The 13,383-nt window shown below is 62.0% G+C and carries 12 protein-coding genes; 3 read left to right on the top strand and 9 right to left on the bottom strand.

The genetic code is table 11. The annotated features are described in order from the left end of the window. Positions 1-51 precede the first annotated feature (51 nt). Positions 52-1,341: a M18 family aminopeptidase gene (locus CL52_RS06815; protein WP_043219278.1), complete on the top strand. Its 1,290-nt coding sequence runs from the start codon at positions 52-54 to the stop codon at positions 1,339-1,341. A gap of 38 nt (positions 1,342-1,379) precedes the next feature. Here CL52_RS06815 and CL52_RS06810 read toward each other — a convergent pair whose 3' ends face one another. Continuing rightward, positions 1,380-2,342, bottom strand: a complete 963-nt coding sequence (locus CL52_RS06810; RefSeq protein WP_043219274.1) for an NAD(P)H-quinone oxidoreductase — start codon at positions 2,340-2,342, stop codon at positions 1,380-1,382. A gap of 172 nt (positions 2,343-2,514) precedes the next feature. Here CL52_RS06810 and CL52_RS06805 point away from each other — a divergent pair, with 172 nt between their 5' ends. Together CL52_RS06805 and CL52_RS06800 are read left to right on the top strand one after the other, a co-directional pair. Continuing rightward, complete coding sequence (locus CL52_RS06805; RefSeq protein WP_043219272.1) at positions 2,515-4,602, top strand: carboxy terminal-processing peptidase; 2,088 nt, start codon at positions 2,515-2,517, stop codon at positions 4,600-4,602. A gap of 110 nt (positions 4,603-4,712) precedes the next feature. Continuing rightward, positions 4,713-6,491, top strand: coding sequence for a GGDEF domain-containing protein (locus tag CL52_RS06800; RefSeq protein WP_052264618.1), 1,779 nt, complete (start codon positions 4,713-4,715; stop codon positions 6,489-6,491). Here the strand turns inward: CL52_RS06800 and CL52_RS06795 are convergent. The 8 genes from CL52_RS06795 to flgJ form a co-directional block, all read right to left on the bottom strand. Further along, positions 6,458-6,925 (bottom strand): SEL1-like repeat protein, encoded by a 468-nt coding sequence (locus tag CL52_RS06795; protein ID WP_041106231.1) that lies wholly within the window; start codon positions 6,923-6,925, stop codon positions 6,458-6,460. The two genes, CL52_RS06800 and CL52_RS06795, sit on opposite strands and share 34 nt — an antisense overlap. Next, positions 6,925-7,299: a hypothetical protein gene (locus CL52_RS06790; RefSeq protein WP_043219269.1), complete on the bottom strand. Its 375-nt coding sequence runs from the start codon at positions 7,297-7,299 to the stop codon at positions 6,925-6,927. Before CL52_RS06790 ends, CL52_RS06795 begins: the two co-directional genes overlap by 1 nt. Further along, positions 7,296-7,622, bottom strand: coding sequence for a helix-turn-helix domain-containing protein (locus CL52_RS06785; protein ID WP_041106235.1), 327 nt, complete (start codon positions 7,620-7,622; stop codon positions 7,296-7,298). Before CL52_RS06785 ends, CL52_RS06790 begins: the two co-directional genes overlap by 4 nt. A 117-nt stretch (positions 7,623-7,739) precedes the next feature. Continuing rightward, entirely contained in the window at positions 7,740-8,177 is a 438-nt protein-coding gene (locus CL52_RS06780) for a YkvA family protein (RefSeq protein WP_041106237.1), read from the bottom strand. A gap of 317 nt (positions 8,178-8,494) precedes the next feature. Next, positions 8,495-8,791: a ComEA family DNA-binding protein gene (locus tag CL52_RS06775; RefSeq protein WP_235366412.1), complete on the bottom strand. Its 297-nt coding sequence runs from the start codon at positions 8,789-8,791 to the stop codon at positions 8,495-8,497. 150 nt (positions 8,792-8,941) lie between these two features. Then, on the bottom strand, positions 8,942-10,168 hold the full coding sequence (gene flgL / locus CL52_RS06770; protein ID WP_043219262.1) for a flagellar hook-associated protein FlgL: 1,227 nt from the start codon (positions 10,166-10,168) through the stop codon (positions 8,942-8,944). 12 nt (positions 10,169-10,180) lie between these two features. After that, positions 10,181-12,193, bottom strand: a complete 2,013-nt coding sequence (gene flgK / locus CL52_RS06765) for a flagellar hook-associated protein FlgK (protein ID WP_043219258.1) — start codon at positions 12,191-12,193, stop codon at positions 10,181-10,183. Positions 12,194-12,196: 3 nt separating this feature from the next. After that, positions 12,197-13,372 carry a flagellar assembly peptidoglycan hydrolase FlgJ gene (gene flgJ, locus CL52_RS06760; protein ID WP_043219255.1) on the bottom strand — a complete coding sequence of 392 codons (1,176 nt, stop codon included), beginning with the start codon at positions 13,370-13,372 and terminating at the stop codon, positions 12,197-12,199. Between the last annotated feature and the right edge of the window lie 11 nt (positions 13,373-13,383).

Below are 13,383 nucleotides of genomic sequence, written 5' to 3'. Positions count from 1 at the left end.
CGATCCAGGCCGATACGGTAGACTCCGGCGCATTGCAGTCCGGAGTCCACCATGCACGACACCTTCAACCAGGGCCTGATCGAATTCCTGCGGGCGTCCCCTACCCCCTTCCATGCCACCGCGAGCCTCGCCAACCGCCTGCAGGCGGCAGGCTACCAGCGCCTCGACGAACGCGATGCCTGGCAGCTCGAACCCGGCGGGCGCTACTACGTCACGCGCAACGACTCGTCGCTGGTGGCCTTCCAGATCGGCAGCCGCACACTGCTCGAAGGCGGCCTGCGTCTGGTCGGAGCGCACACCGACAGCCCCTGTCTACGGGTCAAGCCTCAACCCGACCTGCAGCGCAACGGCTTCTGGCAGCTCGGCGTGGAGGTTTATGGAGGCGCCCTGCTGGCGCCCTGGTTCGATCGCGACCTTTCGCTGGCCGGTCGCGTGACCTACAGCCGTGACGGACGCATCGAAAGTCAGCTGATCGACTTCCGCCAGCCGATCGCCGTGATCCCGAACCTGGCGATCCACCTCAATCGCGAAGCGAATCAGGGCTGGGCGATCAATCCGCAGAATGAGCTGCCGCCGATCCTGGCGCAAGTCTATAGCCAGGAAACACCGGACTTCCGCGCCCTGCTGGCCGAACAACTGGGCCGCGAGCACGGCCTGGTGGCCGATGTGGTCCTCGATTACGAGCTGAGCTTCTACGACACCCAGCCGGCCGCCGTGATTGGCCTGAACCGCGACTTCATCACGGGAGCGCGCCTGGACAACCTGCTCTCCTGCTTCGCCGGTCTGCAGGCCCTGCTGGCCAGCGGCCCGGAACAGAGCTGCGTACTGGTCTGCACCGACCACGAGGAAGTCGGTTCAAGCTCGCATTGTGGCGCCGACGGCCCCTTCCTCGAACAGGTCTTGCGCCGGATCGTCCCGGAGCCGGATGCCTTCAGCCGTTGCATCAGTCGCTCACTGCTCATCTCGGCCGACAACGCACACGCCGTACACCCCAACTACGCCGACAAGCACGACGGCAATCACGGGCCGAAACTCAACGCGGGGCCGGTAATCAAGGTCAACAACAACCAGCGTTACGCCACCAACAGCGAGACGGCCGGGTTCTTCCGCCATCTGTGTCTGGAAAACGAGGTGCCGGTTCAGAGCTTCGTGACCCGCAGCGATCTGGGCTGCGGCTCGACCATCGGCCCGATCACCGCCAGCCAGCTCGGAGTGCGCACGGTGGATATCGGCCTGCCGACCTTCGCCATGCATTCGATCCGGGAACTGGCCGGCAGCCAGGACCTGGCCCATCTGGTCAAGGTGCTCACCGCTTTCTATCGCAGCAGCGAACTGCCGTAGCGAAATGGGCGCCGGCAGAGAAGGCCGGCGCCTTGTGATCATTCCAGCGATTCGTCGATCACCAGCACGACCTTGCCCGAGACGGTGTTGCTCGCCAGCGCTTCGAAAGCGCCCTGCGCATCGCTGATCGGAAACGAGCGCTCCAGGCGCGAAGAGAGCTGCCCACTGGCGAACAGTGGCCAGACGCGCTCGTGCATTTCCGCGAGCAGGCCGGCCTTGTAGTCGGCATCACGACTGCGCAGCGTGGAGCCGATCAGCTGGATACGCTTGGCGAGCAAGCCAGCCAGGTCCAGCTCGGCTTTGCGCCCGCCCATCAGCCCGATGATCACCCAGCGACCATCCATCCCAAGCAGTTGCAGGTTCATTTGCGCGTACTTGGCCCCGACCGGGTCGAGAATCATGTCGAAGGGAGCAAAGTCGCGCAGCGCCTCCAGGTCCTCGCCACGCAGCACGCCACCCTCGGCACCCAGCGACTCGCAGTAGGCCAGCCGCTCGGCCGACCCGACGCTGACCCAGCAGGGATTGCCAAGCGCCTTGCACAGTTGGATTGCCGCTGAACCAACGCCACTGGCTCCGGCGTGCAGCAGCACCTTTTCGCCCGGTTGCAGCGCGCCAAGGCGGAACAGGTTAAGCCAGGCGGTCGCATAGACCTCCGGAATCACGGCTGCCTCGTGCAGCGACAGCCCTTGCGGTACAGGCAGCACGTGTCGCGCATCGACGACCACCTCCTCGGCCATGCCACCACCGGCCAGCAACGTGCATACGCGATCGCCGATCTTCCAATGACTTCCTGCACCAACCTCACTGATGACACCGGCACATTCCAGGCCAAGGATATCGGTAACACCGGCCGGCGGCGGGTAGTGCCCGGCGCGCTGCAGCAGATCCGCCCGATTGAGGCCGGAGGCCGCCACCCGGATACGTACCTGCCCCTCGGCACATGCCGGGGCCGGCCGCTGCACCCACTCCAGTTCACCCTCGATACCTTGCAATGCCTTCATGCTGCCTCCATAGTGAGTCTTGCCACGTCCCGCCCCAACGCTACTGCTGGCTGATTGCACCACCTGTAACCATCGGGCCCGGGTCTTCTACCGCCGGACGGATGCGTCACGGCGCCTTACTCTCAGATGGCCTAATATGCGTTATTCCTCAGCCTCACGTCGCCCCCATACCATGAAACGCACGTTGCTCTGCACCCTTTCCGCCCTGCTGTTCAGCCTCCAGGCCGCCGCGGCGCTGGCCAAGCCGAGCGACGCCAGCCAGCAGTGGGACTACCTGCAACCCGATCGTGATCAGGTCATCGCCAGTCTGAACATCGTCGAGCTGCTCAAGCGTCACCACTACAACAAGCCTCCGCTGAACGACGCACGTTCCGAGAAGATTTTCGACAGCTACATCGAGATGCTCGATCCGTCACGCAGCTATTTCCTGGCCTCCGATCTGAACGAGTTCCGCCAATGGCGCGATCGCTTCGACGATCTGCTCAAGAGCGGTAATCTCGAGCCGGGCTTTACCATCTACAAGCGCCATCTCGAGCGCCTGCAGAGCCGTCTGGACTATGCGCTGAGCCTGCTGGACAAGGGGGTCGACAGCTTCGATTTCACTCAGGACGAAAGCCTGCTGGTGGATCGAGAAAAAGCGGCATGGGCGAAGGACACGAAAGAACTCGACGACCTCTGGCGCAAGCGCGTCAAGGATGAGGTTCTACGTCTGAAGATCGCCGGCAAGGAGCCTAAGGACATCCAGGAGCTGCTGACCAAGCGCTACCGCAATCAGCTCGCGCGCCTCTCGCAGACGCGTAGCGAGGACGTCTTCCAGACCTATATCAATGCCTTCGCGCAATCGTACGACCCGCATACGCAATACCTGTCGCCGGACAATGCGGAGAATTTCGACATCAACATGAGCCTGTCGCTGGAAGGCATCGGCGCGGTACTGCAGAGCGACAGCGAATATGTGAAGGTGGTGCGCCTGGTCCCGGCCGGCCCTGCCGAGAAGAGCAAGCAGCTGGCACCGGCGGACAAGATCGTTGGCGTCGCCCAAGGTGACGAGGAAATGGTCGACGTCATCGGCTGGCGGCTGGACGAAGTGGTCAAGCTGATCCGCGGACCCAAGGGCTCGGTGGTGCGCCTGGAGGTGATCCCGGCGAGCAACGCGCCCAGCGACCAGACGAGCAAGATCGTAGCCATCACCCGTGAAGCGGTTAAGCTCGAGGAACAGGCCGCAAAGAAATCGGTGCTCAATCTCGAGCACGAAGGGCAGGCTTTCAAACTCGGTGTGATCGAGGTTCCGGCGTTCTATCTGGACTTCAAGGCCTTGCGCGCTGGCGACCAGAACTACAAAAGCACCACCCGCGACGTGAAGAAGCTGCTCAGCGAGCTGGAAAAGGAAAAGGTCGACGGCGTCATCATCGACCTGCGCAACAACGGTGGCGGCTCGCTGCAGGAAGCCACCGAGCTGACCGGACTGTTTATCGACAAGGGACCGACGGTACTGGTACGCAACGCCGACGGCCGCGTGGACGTACTCGCCGATGACATTGAGGGCGCCTATTACAAAGGGCCGATGGCGGTACTGGTCAATCGCCTGTCCGCTTCAGCGTCGGAGATTTTCGCTGGCGCCATGCAGGATTACCACCGCGCATTGATCCTGGGTGGCCAGACTTTTGGCAAGGGCACCGTGCAGACGATTCAACCGCTCAACCACGGCGAGCTCAAGCTCACGCTGGCCAAGTTCTACCGGGTATCCGGGCAGAGCACCCAGCATCAGGGCGTGATTCCGGACATCAGCTATCCGGCCGATGTCGACACCAAGGAGATCGGCGAAAGCTCGCTACCCGAAGCGCTGCCATGGGATAGCATTCGCGCCGCGATCAATCCTGAAATGAACCCGTTCAAACCCTTCCTTACCGAACTCAAGGCGCGGCATGACGCCCGTACACAGGCCGACCCTGATTTCGTCTTCACCCGCGACCGCCTGGCGCTGACCCAGGAGCTGATGAACGAGACGAGTGTCAGCCTCAACGAGCAGAAGCGGCGTGCCCAGCAGGCCGAAGTCGAACGCCGCCAGCTTGCACTGGAGAATGCCCTGCGTCAGGCGAAGGGCGAGGCGCCGCTAGCCAAGCTGGAAACCGATGAGGAAGAAGCGGCTGCGCACGCCGACACGGAACGTGTCGAGCCAGAAAAGGACGCGTATCTGGCAGAAAGCGGCCGTATCCTCATCGACTATCTCGGCCTCGCCTCGGCGATGGCCAAGCATTGAAGGTGCGCGACATAAAGGCACAACGCCAGCACCGTCATGAAACTGCAATAGTCGAAGCTTGAAATACGAGGGCCACCACGGTGGCCCTTTTCTTTGTCTTCGAGATTTCCATGACCGTCACCGAGCAGTTGGGCACGCTGGAACGCATCCTCACACAAGGCACCATCACGACGCTGTTCCAGCCGATCGTCTCGCTTTCCAGCCAACGCATTCTGGGCTACGAAGCATTGAGCCGCGGCCCCTCCGACAGCCCTCTGCACTCGCCCATCAATCTTCTCGCTACCGCGCGTCACGCCGGGCGCCTGCATGATCTGGAAATGACCTGCCGGCAGAGTGCCTGCCGTCGTTTCACCGCGCACGACCTGCACGGAAAGCTGTTTCTCAACGCCTCGCCGGAAACGCTGTTAGACCCGAACCACAAGCCTGGCAGGACACTGGAGCTGCTTGGCCAGTACGGCATAGAGCCGGAGCGCGTGGTGATCGAGCTGACCGAGCAATCGCCCACCGAAGACTTCGAGCTGCTCGACGCGGCCCTGCGTCATTACCGCACAATGGGCTTCTCGATCGCTCTGGACGATCTGGGTGCAGGTTACTCGAGCCTGCGGATGTGGTCGGAATTGCGCCCTGACTACGTGAAGATCGACCGCTACTTCATCGACGGCATTCACCAGGACCGGGTCAAGCGAGAATTCGTCGACTCGATCCTGAAAATCGCCGAAGCCTCCCGAAGCAAAGTGATCGCCGAAGGCATCGAGCTGGAAGACGAGCTGCGGGTGCTCGCCGACATGGGTATCGATCTCGTGCAGGGCTACCTGCTCGGCCGCCCTCAGGAGCAGCCACTGCGCGAACCGGCCCACTTGCCATCCGCTCACCCCGACGCCCTCGAAGACGATGGTGCCACACTGGCCGCTCTGCTGATTCGCCAGCCTGCCATCGGCGCAGAACGCCCCATCGCCGAACTGCTCGACATCTTCCGCCAGCAGGCCAGCCTCAACAGCATTGCGGTCTTGGATGGCACCGGACGTCCGGTGGGCATCGTCCATCGCAGCCTCATTTCGGAAGCCCTGCTCAAACCGTTCGCAACCGATCTGCTGGCTCGCAAGCCAGTCAGCCGGCTGATGAGCAACGACCTGCTCATCGTGGACGTCAACCGTTCGCTGCATCAGGTCAGCCGCCTTCTCACGAGCCGCGCCCGTCAACGCGTCGACGAGGACTTCGTGATCACCGTCGACGGCGGCTATCTAGGTCTCGGACGTGTCATCGATGTTCTCAAACTGATCACCGAGATGAAGATCCAACAGGCCCGCCACGCCAATCCGCTGACCCTGCTGCCTGGCAATGTCCCTATCCGCCAAGCCCTGTCGCGCCTGCTGCAACAACGGCAGGATGCGGTCATCTGCTATGTGGATATCGATAATTTCAAGCCATTCAACGACCTTTATGGCTATGCAAAGGGCGACGAGTTGCTGCTGTGTCTGGCTGAATGCCTGAGTGACGGTCTGGATCCGAGGCGAGATTTCCTCGGTCATATCGGCGGGGACGATTTCATGCTGGTGTTGGGCTTTACCGACTGGGAGACGCGCGTCCGCCAGCTGTTCAACCGCTTCGAAGCACGCTGCCGACGCTTCTATCGCAGCGAACACTTGGCCGAAGGCTGTTTCGTTGCCGAAAATCGCAACGGCCAGGCCGAATGCTTCGCGCTGCTATCGCTGTCTGTCGGGGCGGTACGGTTGCGGGGTGAGCACGCCGAGCAAACGGAGGCTAGCGCACTGGCCGGCCTCGCATCGGAAGCCAAACGACTCGCGAAGCAGCAAGCTGGCTTCAGCCTGCATGTTATCGACGTTCCGAGCGAGGCTCAGGCACCCATTTTTTGTGCAGCGAGCTTGTAGCGATCAGCCAAGGTAGGATCGGCTGGTAGCCCGTGCCCTCCGGCGCGATATAGCTGCTCCAGGCGAATCGCCGCAAGCGGATGCCCACCCTCCACCGCCTGGCTCCACCAGCGAGCGGCCTCCACCCCATCGGGGCCGTGACTGGCGTACTCGCCCAGGCTGATCACCCCCATCTGGTAGGCCGCCTTGGCATCGCCTGCCTGGGCCGCCTGGCGCAGCAAGCGCACCCCTTCCTGCTTGGCACCAAAACCCCGGCCGCGGAAGTAGAGCATATGCCCGTAGAAGCTTTGCGCATCGCGGTCGCCCAAGGCTGCCATGCGCGCAAACTGACCTTCCATCCAGCGCCACAGTTTTGCGTGCTCGACCGCTGCTCGCCACGCCATCAGACGGCGCGCCACGAGATAACCGGTCCGGGCCTGTATTTTCCTGAGCATCAAGCTGTCCTTGAATAATCGTATTCAAACACCCTGGCGACCTCTCCAGCATGCCAACTGGCCGCGGCGGTACCGTCGGCCGCACCAGTGAACCGCCCCAGGCGTGCAACGCATTCGAAGAAACCCGGGCGCGGCAAACGGCTAGCCCCCTGGCTGATCACCAGAGCACTGCGTAGCGGTCGTTCGGCATTCGCATCCAACATCGCCAGGTGCTCCAGCGCTGCGGCCAGCGTCTGCATGGCCGGTGCCGGCAGTTGCAGACGCTCGAGCAACGCACGGTAGGTGACCAGATGACGCTGCCGCTGGGCATCGGCCAACTCCGCCAGCAAGGCCTCCCAATGCGTACGACTAATGCGTACGGATCTGCCGGTCAATCGTCCTCCTCCCAGCCATCGACCCCCAACACGCGCGCAAGCGCTCGCCGAATGGCCGCATCGGGCAAGCGCTCTCCACGCTCGATCAATGTCATATAGGCCGGACTGATGCCAATCGAACGAGCCAGGCTATCGGTGTCCAGGTCAGCTGTCTCGCGCAGCTCAGCCAGTCGCGAGAGCGAAGGGCGCTCCATCCGTGCCGGAGCAGCTGCCTGCTCCGCGGCGGGTTCGCGCCCTGCCGCGACCAGCAAGGCCTGGTATTCATCCCAAGGAATGACCGCATACTCCGGTACGCCATCGCGGGTAATCACCTGCACATTCATCGTCGCATCCTTACCAAAGCTGTGGCGTGATCTTATCAGCGTTAACCGGATACGCATCGCTGAGTCACGAATTCGCCCCAAGCCTGGACGGGGTTCAGCCTGCGAATGCCAAGCGCATCAGCCTTTGGACGAAGCCTGCGCAGATGCAGGCAACTGATCGAGCGCGGCCCGCTCTGAGGCAGACATCGAGTCACGCCAGATGCGAAACGCCGCCAGCTCGGCGGACCACTTTCGGAACACCCAGCTCAGCACCGCAACGTCGTCAATGAAGCCTAAGCCGGGTATCCAGTCGGGCAACGCATCCAGCGGCGACAGGAAATAAAGCAAGGCTGCCACGATCGACACCATTGCCTGGGCGCTGACCGCCCGGTATTCACCTTTCCACCATGCCAAGCAGAGTTGCCTGAGCAAGGCCAGCTGTTCCCTGAGCCTGCTCATCACGCCGCGGGAGCCACCCTTGCGAGCGACAGCTACAAGCAAGCCGGGCAGCCGTCCACCGGCCAGGAGTCGGCGCGCTATTGGCAGGTACGGCAGCAATTTCAGGGGCATTTTCATGTCGGCAACTCCGTGGGATTCGGTTATCCACCGAAGCTGTGGACAACTCTGTGGAAATAGCCTGGATCGATGCCGGCAAGTCAGTACTGCCAAGGCCCAACAACAGAACGGCGCATTTTTGATCAACACTTCAACTGCTTTAAAAACAAGCAGTTAGCTATGCCTATCAGCATTCCTCAGAATCATTGCGCTGGATCGTTCGGAGTGTGGCGAAATGTGCATAACCAGGCCCGCCTGATGTCGAAACGACTTCAGTTCGGACCTGACGACAGAGCGAGGGTTCGAGAGACAGGCGGACCAACGGGTCCGCCTTTCCTTCACAGATGGAGCTTGCTGCGGTTTTTTTCCAGCGTGGCCGCTCCGATGCCTTTGACCTCAAGCAGCTCGTCCACTGACTGGAACGGGCCATGGGCTTGGCGATAAGCGACGATAGCCTGGGCCTTGGTCGCGCCAATGCCAGTAAGTTCGCGGCCAAGGGTCTCGGCATCTGCCGTGTTCAGGTTGACCATTGCCTGCACAGCGGCAGCGCTAGGAGCAGATGGTGCGCCATCGGCCTGATTGGGAGCCGCGTGACTGATTGCGGAGACACCGCAAAGCGCGGTTGCCAAAAGCATGGAACGCAGAAGCGTCATTTTCATGAAGTCATGTCCTTATGATCTGAACGATGAGGCTACGGGACATCCTGCTCCGTAGCCGCCGCAGCTTCGGACAGCGTTTGTCGGGTGTCAAACCTGCCCGGGCATTTTTGCGAAACGCTTCATACCTCAGCGCATCACGTTGAACAGGCTCAGCCCACTGATTTTTACATAGCTCTGCTGGGCAGCCTGCAGCACAACGCTTTGCATCGACAGGCGCGACAGCGCCTCGGGGTAGTCGAGTTCACGCAGTTCCGCCTGAACCGCCTTGTTGACCAGCGCCACATCTTCGTTGTCGGTCAGCGTCGACTCGATCACATTCAAGCGCGCGCCGATGTTGCCGCGCGCCGCGTCGACACTGACCATGCCATGGTCGAGGTTGGTCAGCGCCGCACCAACGGCGTCGCGCACGTCCTCGTTGGCTGTGCCAGTGGTCTCCAGCGCTTGCCGCAAGCCCGCGATGGTGTCGAGAATCCCCTGTTTCTGGTTGCCGGTCTGGCTGAGTGTGATGGTTTCGCCCGAGGCGGAGGGATTACCGTTCACGAACAGGGTGACGCCACCAAAGACCAGCTTGTCCTCCTGATCGGGATCATCATCTAGGCTACCCGAGCCCAAGGTATTGCCGTTCGCATCGGTCACGGTGTAACTGCGCTCGTTCGGGCTGGCGCTGAAGGTGATGCTGATGTCGCCAAGCCCAGCGAATGCCACTTCGTCACTCACCAGAGGCGCGGAAATGGCAAGCGCCGAAGGCGACCCGTCACCAGTCGCCGTGACGGCCGTAACGCGAGCGGCATTGGTTACATTCTCGAATATCGACTTCCCGTTATCGCTGATGGGCACACTCAACGAGCTGGCGATCTGCAGCTTGCGCTGCCCCTCGTCACCGTCGTAGCGATAGCTGCCATCGCCGGTGCGCACGAATGGCTGAGTCTTGCCCTGGAAACCGGAGAACAGATATTCCCCGCGGGCATTGCGCGTATTCATCAAGGAAAGCAGCTCGTCCTCGCGCTCGCGCAGCTCGGACGCAATCGACTTGCGATCCTCCGGATCGAGCGCGCCGTTGCCAGCCTGCACGGCGAGTTCACGCACCCGTTGCAACACGGTATTGACCGAATTGAGCGTGACCTCTTCCTGGGTCAGGCTGTTCTTCGCCGCAGTCAGGTTCGAGTTGTACTGATCGAGCACACTCTGCTGCTGATCGAGCTGCAACAGGCGTACCGACGCGACCGGGTCATCCGCCGGAGTCAAGATGCGGTCACCGGTACTGATCTGCTCCTGCGTACGGGTCACATTGGCATAGTTGCGCTGCAGCCCCGAGACGCCATTGTTGAACGCTTGCAAGGTGGAAATTCGCATGACGGCTGCCTGTTAGCGGAAGGTGCTGATCAAGGTATCGAACAGAGAACGTGCAACTTGAATGATCTGTGCCGAGGCGTTGTAGTACTGCTCGAACTTGATCAGGTTGGCGGCCTCTTCGTCGAGGTTGACTGCCGATAACGAATCTCGATTATCCGTAGCCTGCTTGAGGATGGCGCCCGTGGCTTCGCTGTCCAAACGGGATTGGGCAGTCAGCGTACCGACACGCTCGACCAGCTCGCCGTAGCCATCGGTGAAGCTGGCACCCGACACCGAGCCGTCAGCGGCTACCGTTACGCCTAGCACCTGCTTGTTCTGCAGGTCCACCAGTGCCAGCGCGTTGCGGTTGTCGGACACGCCACTCTGGTTGAACGTCAGGGCGAACTTGTCACCGGTTTGCGGCCGGCCATTCATGGAAAACTCGAACTGGTACGTCTCGCCTGCGGTTGTATAGGCCAGCCGCAGCGTATTGCCGCTTCCCGATTGAAGAGTCGGGGTCGTGGGGTTGCCCGCTTGATCGACGTAGCTCCAGCCCGCAGGCAGAGCTGCCGGATCCAGCGTGTAGCTGCCATCGGCCGCTACGTTGGCCTGCAGCGCTGGCAACGCCGTGAACGCCACCTTGAGTGCATCCCGATCGATCGGAGACGGCGCGGAAATCAGACTGGGCTGGGTAATGCTGCCAGTACCAGCATTTTGTATGTCCGCCTCGGCGCGTGCAGGCGATGCGAAAGCCAGTTGGTCTGCCTGGTCCAGCTCGACGCTGATACCCGCCGCACCACGACGGGTCGGCATGATCTGCACGCGATCGCCGACGCCGAGCGTGTTGCCACCAGCCAGATCAAGAGAGAAGCCGAACTTGTCGTCACCAAAAGCGCCATTGCTCCAGGCGCCACCCGCTTCTCGAATGCGGTAGGTCCCACCGCCCGCGCCATCAAGGCTGACGATCTCGATTTCGTAATCCTTGGTGCCTAGCTGGCTGGTGTCGGTGATATTGACATTCACGCCCGTCGGATAGCTGCGCTTGTCGACCAGATCCGGCGAGTTGATGTCCTTGAACAGATCGACACCGACGTTGCCCTTCAGGTCCAGGCCCTGGCCCAACTGTGCGTTCATTTCGTCCGCAACGCTCAGGGCCAGCCGGCCGAGCGAGTTCAGGGTTGGGTCAAGCACCTCTTCGCGGTAGCGGATCAGGCCACCCAGTTCGCCGCCACTGAGCATCGTAGTAACCGTCTGCCGCGAACTGCCACTGACGAAGTCGACCTGGGCACGGGTGGGGTCGCTGCTGCCGGGGCGAACCTCCAGGCGGTTGACCGTCGCACCGACCACCAAAGGCTGGCCACTACCCACGAAGATGTTGAACGAGCTGTCGTCCTGCGGAACGACCGTCACGCCGACGTACTGCGAAAGCTGCCGCACGGCTTCATCGCGCTGGTCGAGCAGATCATTGGGCTGCTTGCCGTTCGCCGCGGCCACCGCGATTGCATCATTGAGGCTGCCGATGCTGCCAGCAAGCCGATTGACCTGGTCAGTGACGGTCTGCATCTGCTTGTTCAGCGAATCGTTCTGCTGATAGAGCCGGTCGTAAACCGTGTTGAAGCGGCGCGCCAGCCCTTCGGACTCGGCGAGCACCAGCTGACGTGCCGGAATGTTGGCAGGGTCTTCGGCTGCGGTCTGCAGAGCCGAGAAGAAGCTGTTGAGTGACGGTGTGATGCCGGTAGTGGTACCGGCCAGCAGCGAGTCGAGCTGGTCGATCTGGCTTTTATAGGCCTCGACGTCCCGGCTCAAGGAGGTGCTGTTGCGCAACTGCGCGGTCAGGAACTCGCTATAGCTGCGCCGTACTTCGACCAGCGAGGTACCCGAACCGATATAGCCGGCACCGCTGAACTGGGGCGTACGCGTGGCTTGCGTCGCGTCCTGACGCGTATAGCCAGGGGTATTCACGTTGGTCACGTTGTGCCCGGTGATCGACAGCTGCGTCTTGCTGGCGGATAGGCCCGACAGGCCAATATTGAGTAGATCAGCCATGAATTAGCCTCTGGTCCGCATGGCGGGCGCCGATCCTGCATCGGCGACGGTCTGATAGGTCTGCATCTTGCGCGCGATCTGACTGATCTTGCGCGCATACTGCGGGTCGGTCGCGTAGCCGGCCTTCTGCAATTCGCGGACGAAACGTTCGGAATCGCCGGTCTGGCTGGCCACCTGGATCGCAGAGCGATAGCGGTCATTGTTCTGCAGCAGGTTCACGTAGTCGTTGAAGCTCTGCTCGAAGGAGTCGTACGCACGGAAGCCGGCCACCTGACGCGTGGCCATGCCGTTGACGTACTCGGTAGTGGTGGCGGCCGCCGACTCGCCCTGCCAGCCGGTCGACTTGATACCGAACAAATTGTGGCTGTCGGTGCCGTCGCGATGGCGAATCATCGACTTGCCCCAGCCCGTTTCCAGCGCCGCCTGGGCCACCAGGAAGCGCGGTTCGACGCCCAGGCGCTCGGCGGCCTTTTCGGCCATCGGCAGCATGGTAGAGATGAAATCCTGCGGCGAATCGAAACGGGTCCGACTGGCTGCGACGCCCTTTCCGGCCTCGACGCCATTGACGATCAGCGCGCGCTCCTTGGGAGCGGCGAATGCGGTAGCAGGCTTCCAGTTGAGGTCCACCAGCGGTTGCGGAGTGGCATCGCCGACAACCGCGGCCGTCGCCGCTGGGGTTTCGGCGAGTGGCCGTTCCGCCAGGCGCCCAGGGATCGCCAGCCGTCGTTGATTGAGCAAGCGAGAATCGTCACGCGACGACTCGGTTGCCTGCCCCGGATTCTGCGGCCAGGCCGCCGCCTGGGTGCGCTCGACCTGGGCGAACGGATTGGGCCGACTGGTCGAAGCGGTCTGCTTGCTCAACTGGCGCACCAGCACATCGGCCAGACCGATACCGCCGCCTTCCTTGGAGAGGCTCACAGAGAGCTGCTGGTCGTACATTTCCTGGTACTGCTTGGCCGCCGGGCTGTTGAATGGACTGTCCTTGGCCAGTACATCGGTCGCCGAGCGCATCGACTTGAGCATTTCGTTCAGAAACAGCGACTCGAACTCCTGGGCGACCTTGTGGACGTTCTCCTGGCTGTCGCGCTCCTTGCCGACCTTGAGCTGGCTCAGCCGATTGAGATCGTTGTAGCTTCCGCTGTCCAGGCTACGCCGGCCGGCGCCGAGTCGAGTATCCATAACCGCCAAAC

The organism is Stutzerimonas balearica DSM 6083, assembly GCF_000818015.1.
GTDB lineage: Bacteria > Pseudomonadota > Gammaproteobacteria > Pseudomonadales > Pseudomonadaceae > Stutzerimonas > Stutzerimonas balearica.
This window is presented reverse-complemented; position numbering and strand designations above follow the sequence as displayed.

Excerpts from the sequence above, each read along its gene's own strand:
- CL52_RS06805 (WP_043219272.1), top strand. The coding sequence starts at position 2,515 with ATGAAACGCACGTTGCTCTGCACCCTTTCCGCCCTGCTGTTCAGCCTC.
- CL52_RS06795 (WP_041106231.1), bottom strand. The coding sequence starts at position 6,925 with ATGCTCAGGAAAATACAGGCCCGGACCGGTTATCTCGTGGCGCGCCGT.
- CL52_RS06785 (WP_041106235.1), bottom strand. The coding sequence starts at position 7,622 with ATGAATGTGCAGGTGATTACCCGCGATGGCGTACCGGAGTATGCGGTC.
- flgK (WP_043219258.1), bottom strand. The coding sequence starts at position 12,193 with ATGGCTGATCTACTCAATATTGGCCTGTCGGGCCTATCCGCCAGCAAG.
- CL52_RS06800 (WP_052264618.1), top strand. The coding sequence starts at position 4,713 with ATGACCGTCACCGAGCAGTTGGGCACGCTGGAACGCATCCTCACACAA.
- CL52_RS06810 (WP_043219274.1), bottom strand. The coding sequence starts at position 2,342 with ATGAAGGCATTGCAAGGTATCGAGGGTGAACTGGAGTGGGTGCAGCGG.
- CL52_RS06775 (WP_235366412.1), bottom strand. The coding sequence starts at position 8,791 with ATGCTTTTGGCAACCGCGCTTTGCGGTGTCTCCGCAATCAGTCACGCG.
- CL52_RS06780 (WP_041106237.1), bottom strand. The coding sequence starts at position 8,177 with ATGAAAATGCCCCTGAAATTGCTGCCGTACCTGCCAATAGCGCGCCGA.
- CL52_RS06815 (WP_043219278.1), top strand. The coding sequence starts at position 52 with ATGCACGACACCTTCAACCAGGGCCTGATCGAATTCCTGCGGGCGTCC.
- flgJ (WP_043219255.1), bottom strand. The coding sequence starts at position 13,372 with ATGGATACTCGACTCGGCGCCGGCCGGCGTAGCCTGGACAGCGGAAGC.
- flgL (WP_043219262.1), bottom strand. The coding sequence starts at position 10,168 with ATGCGAATTTCCACCTTGCAAGCGTTCAACAATGGCGTCTCGGGGCTG.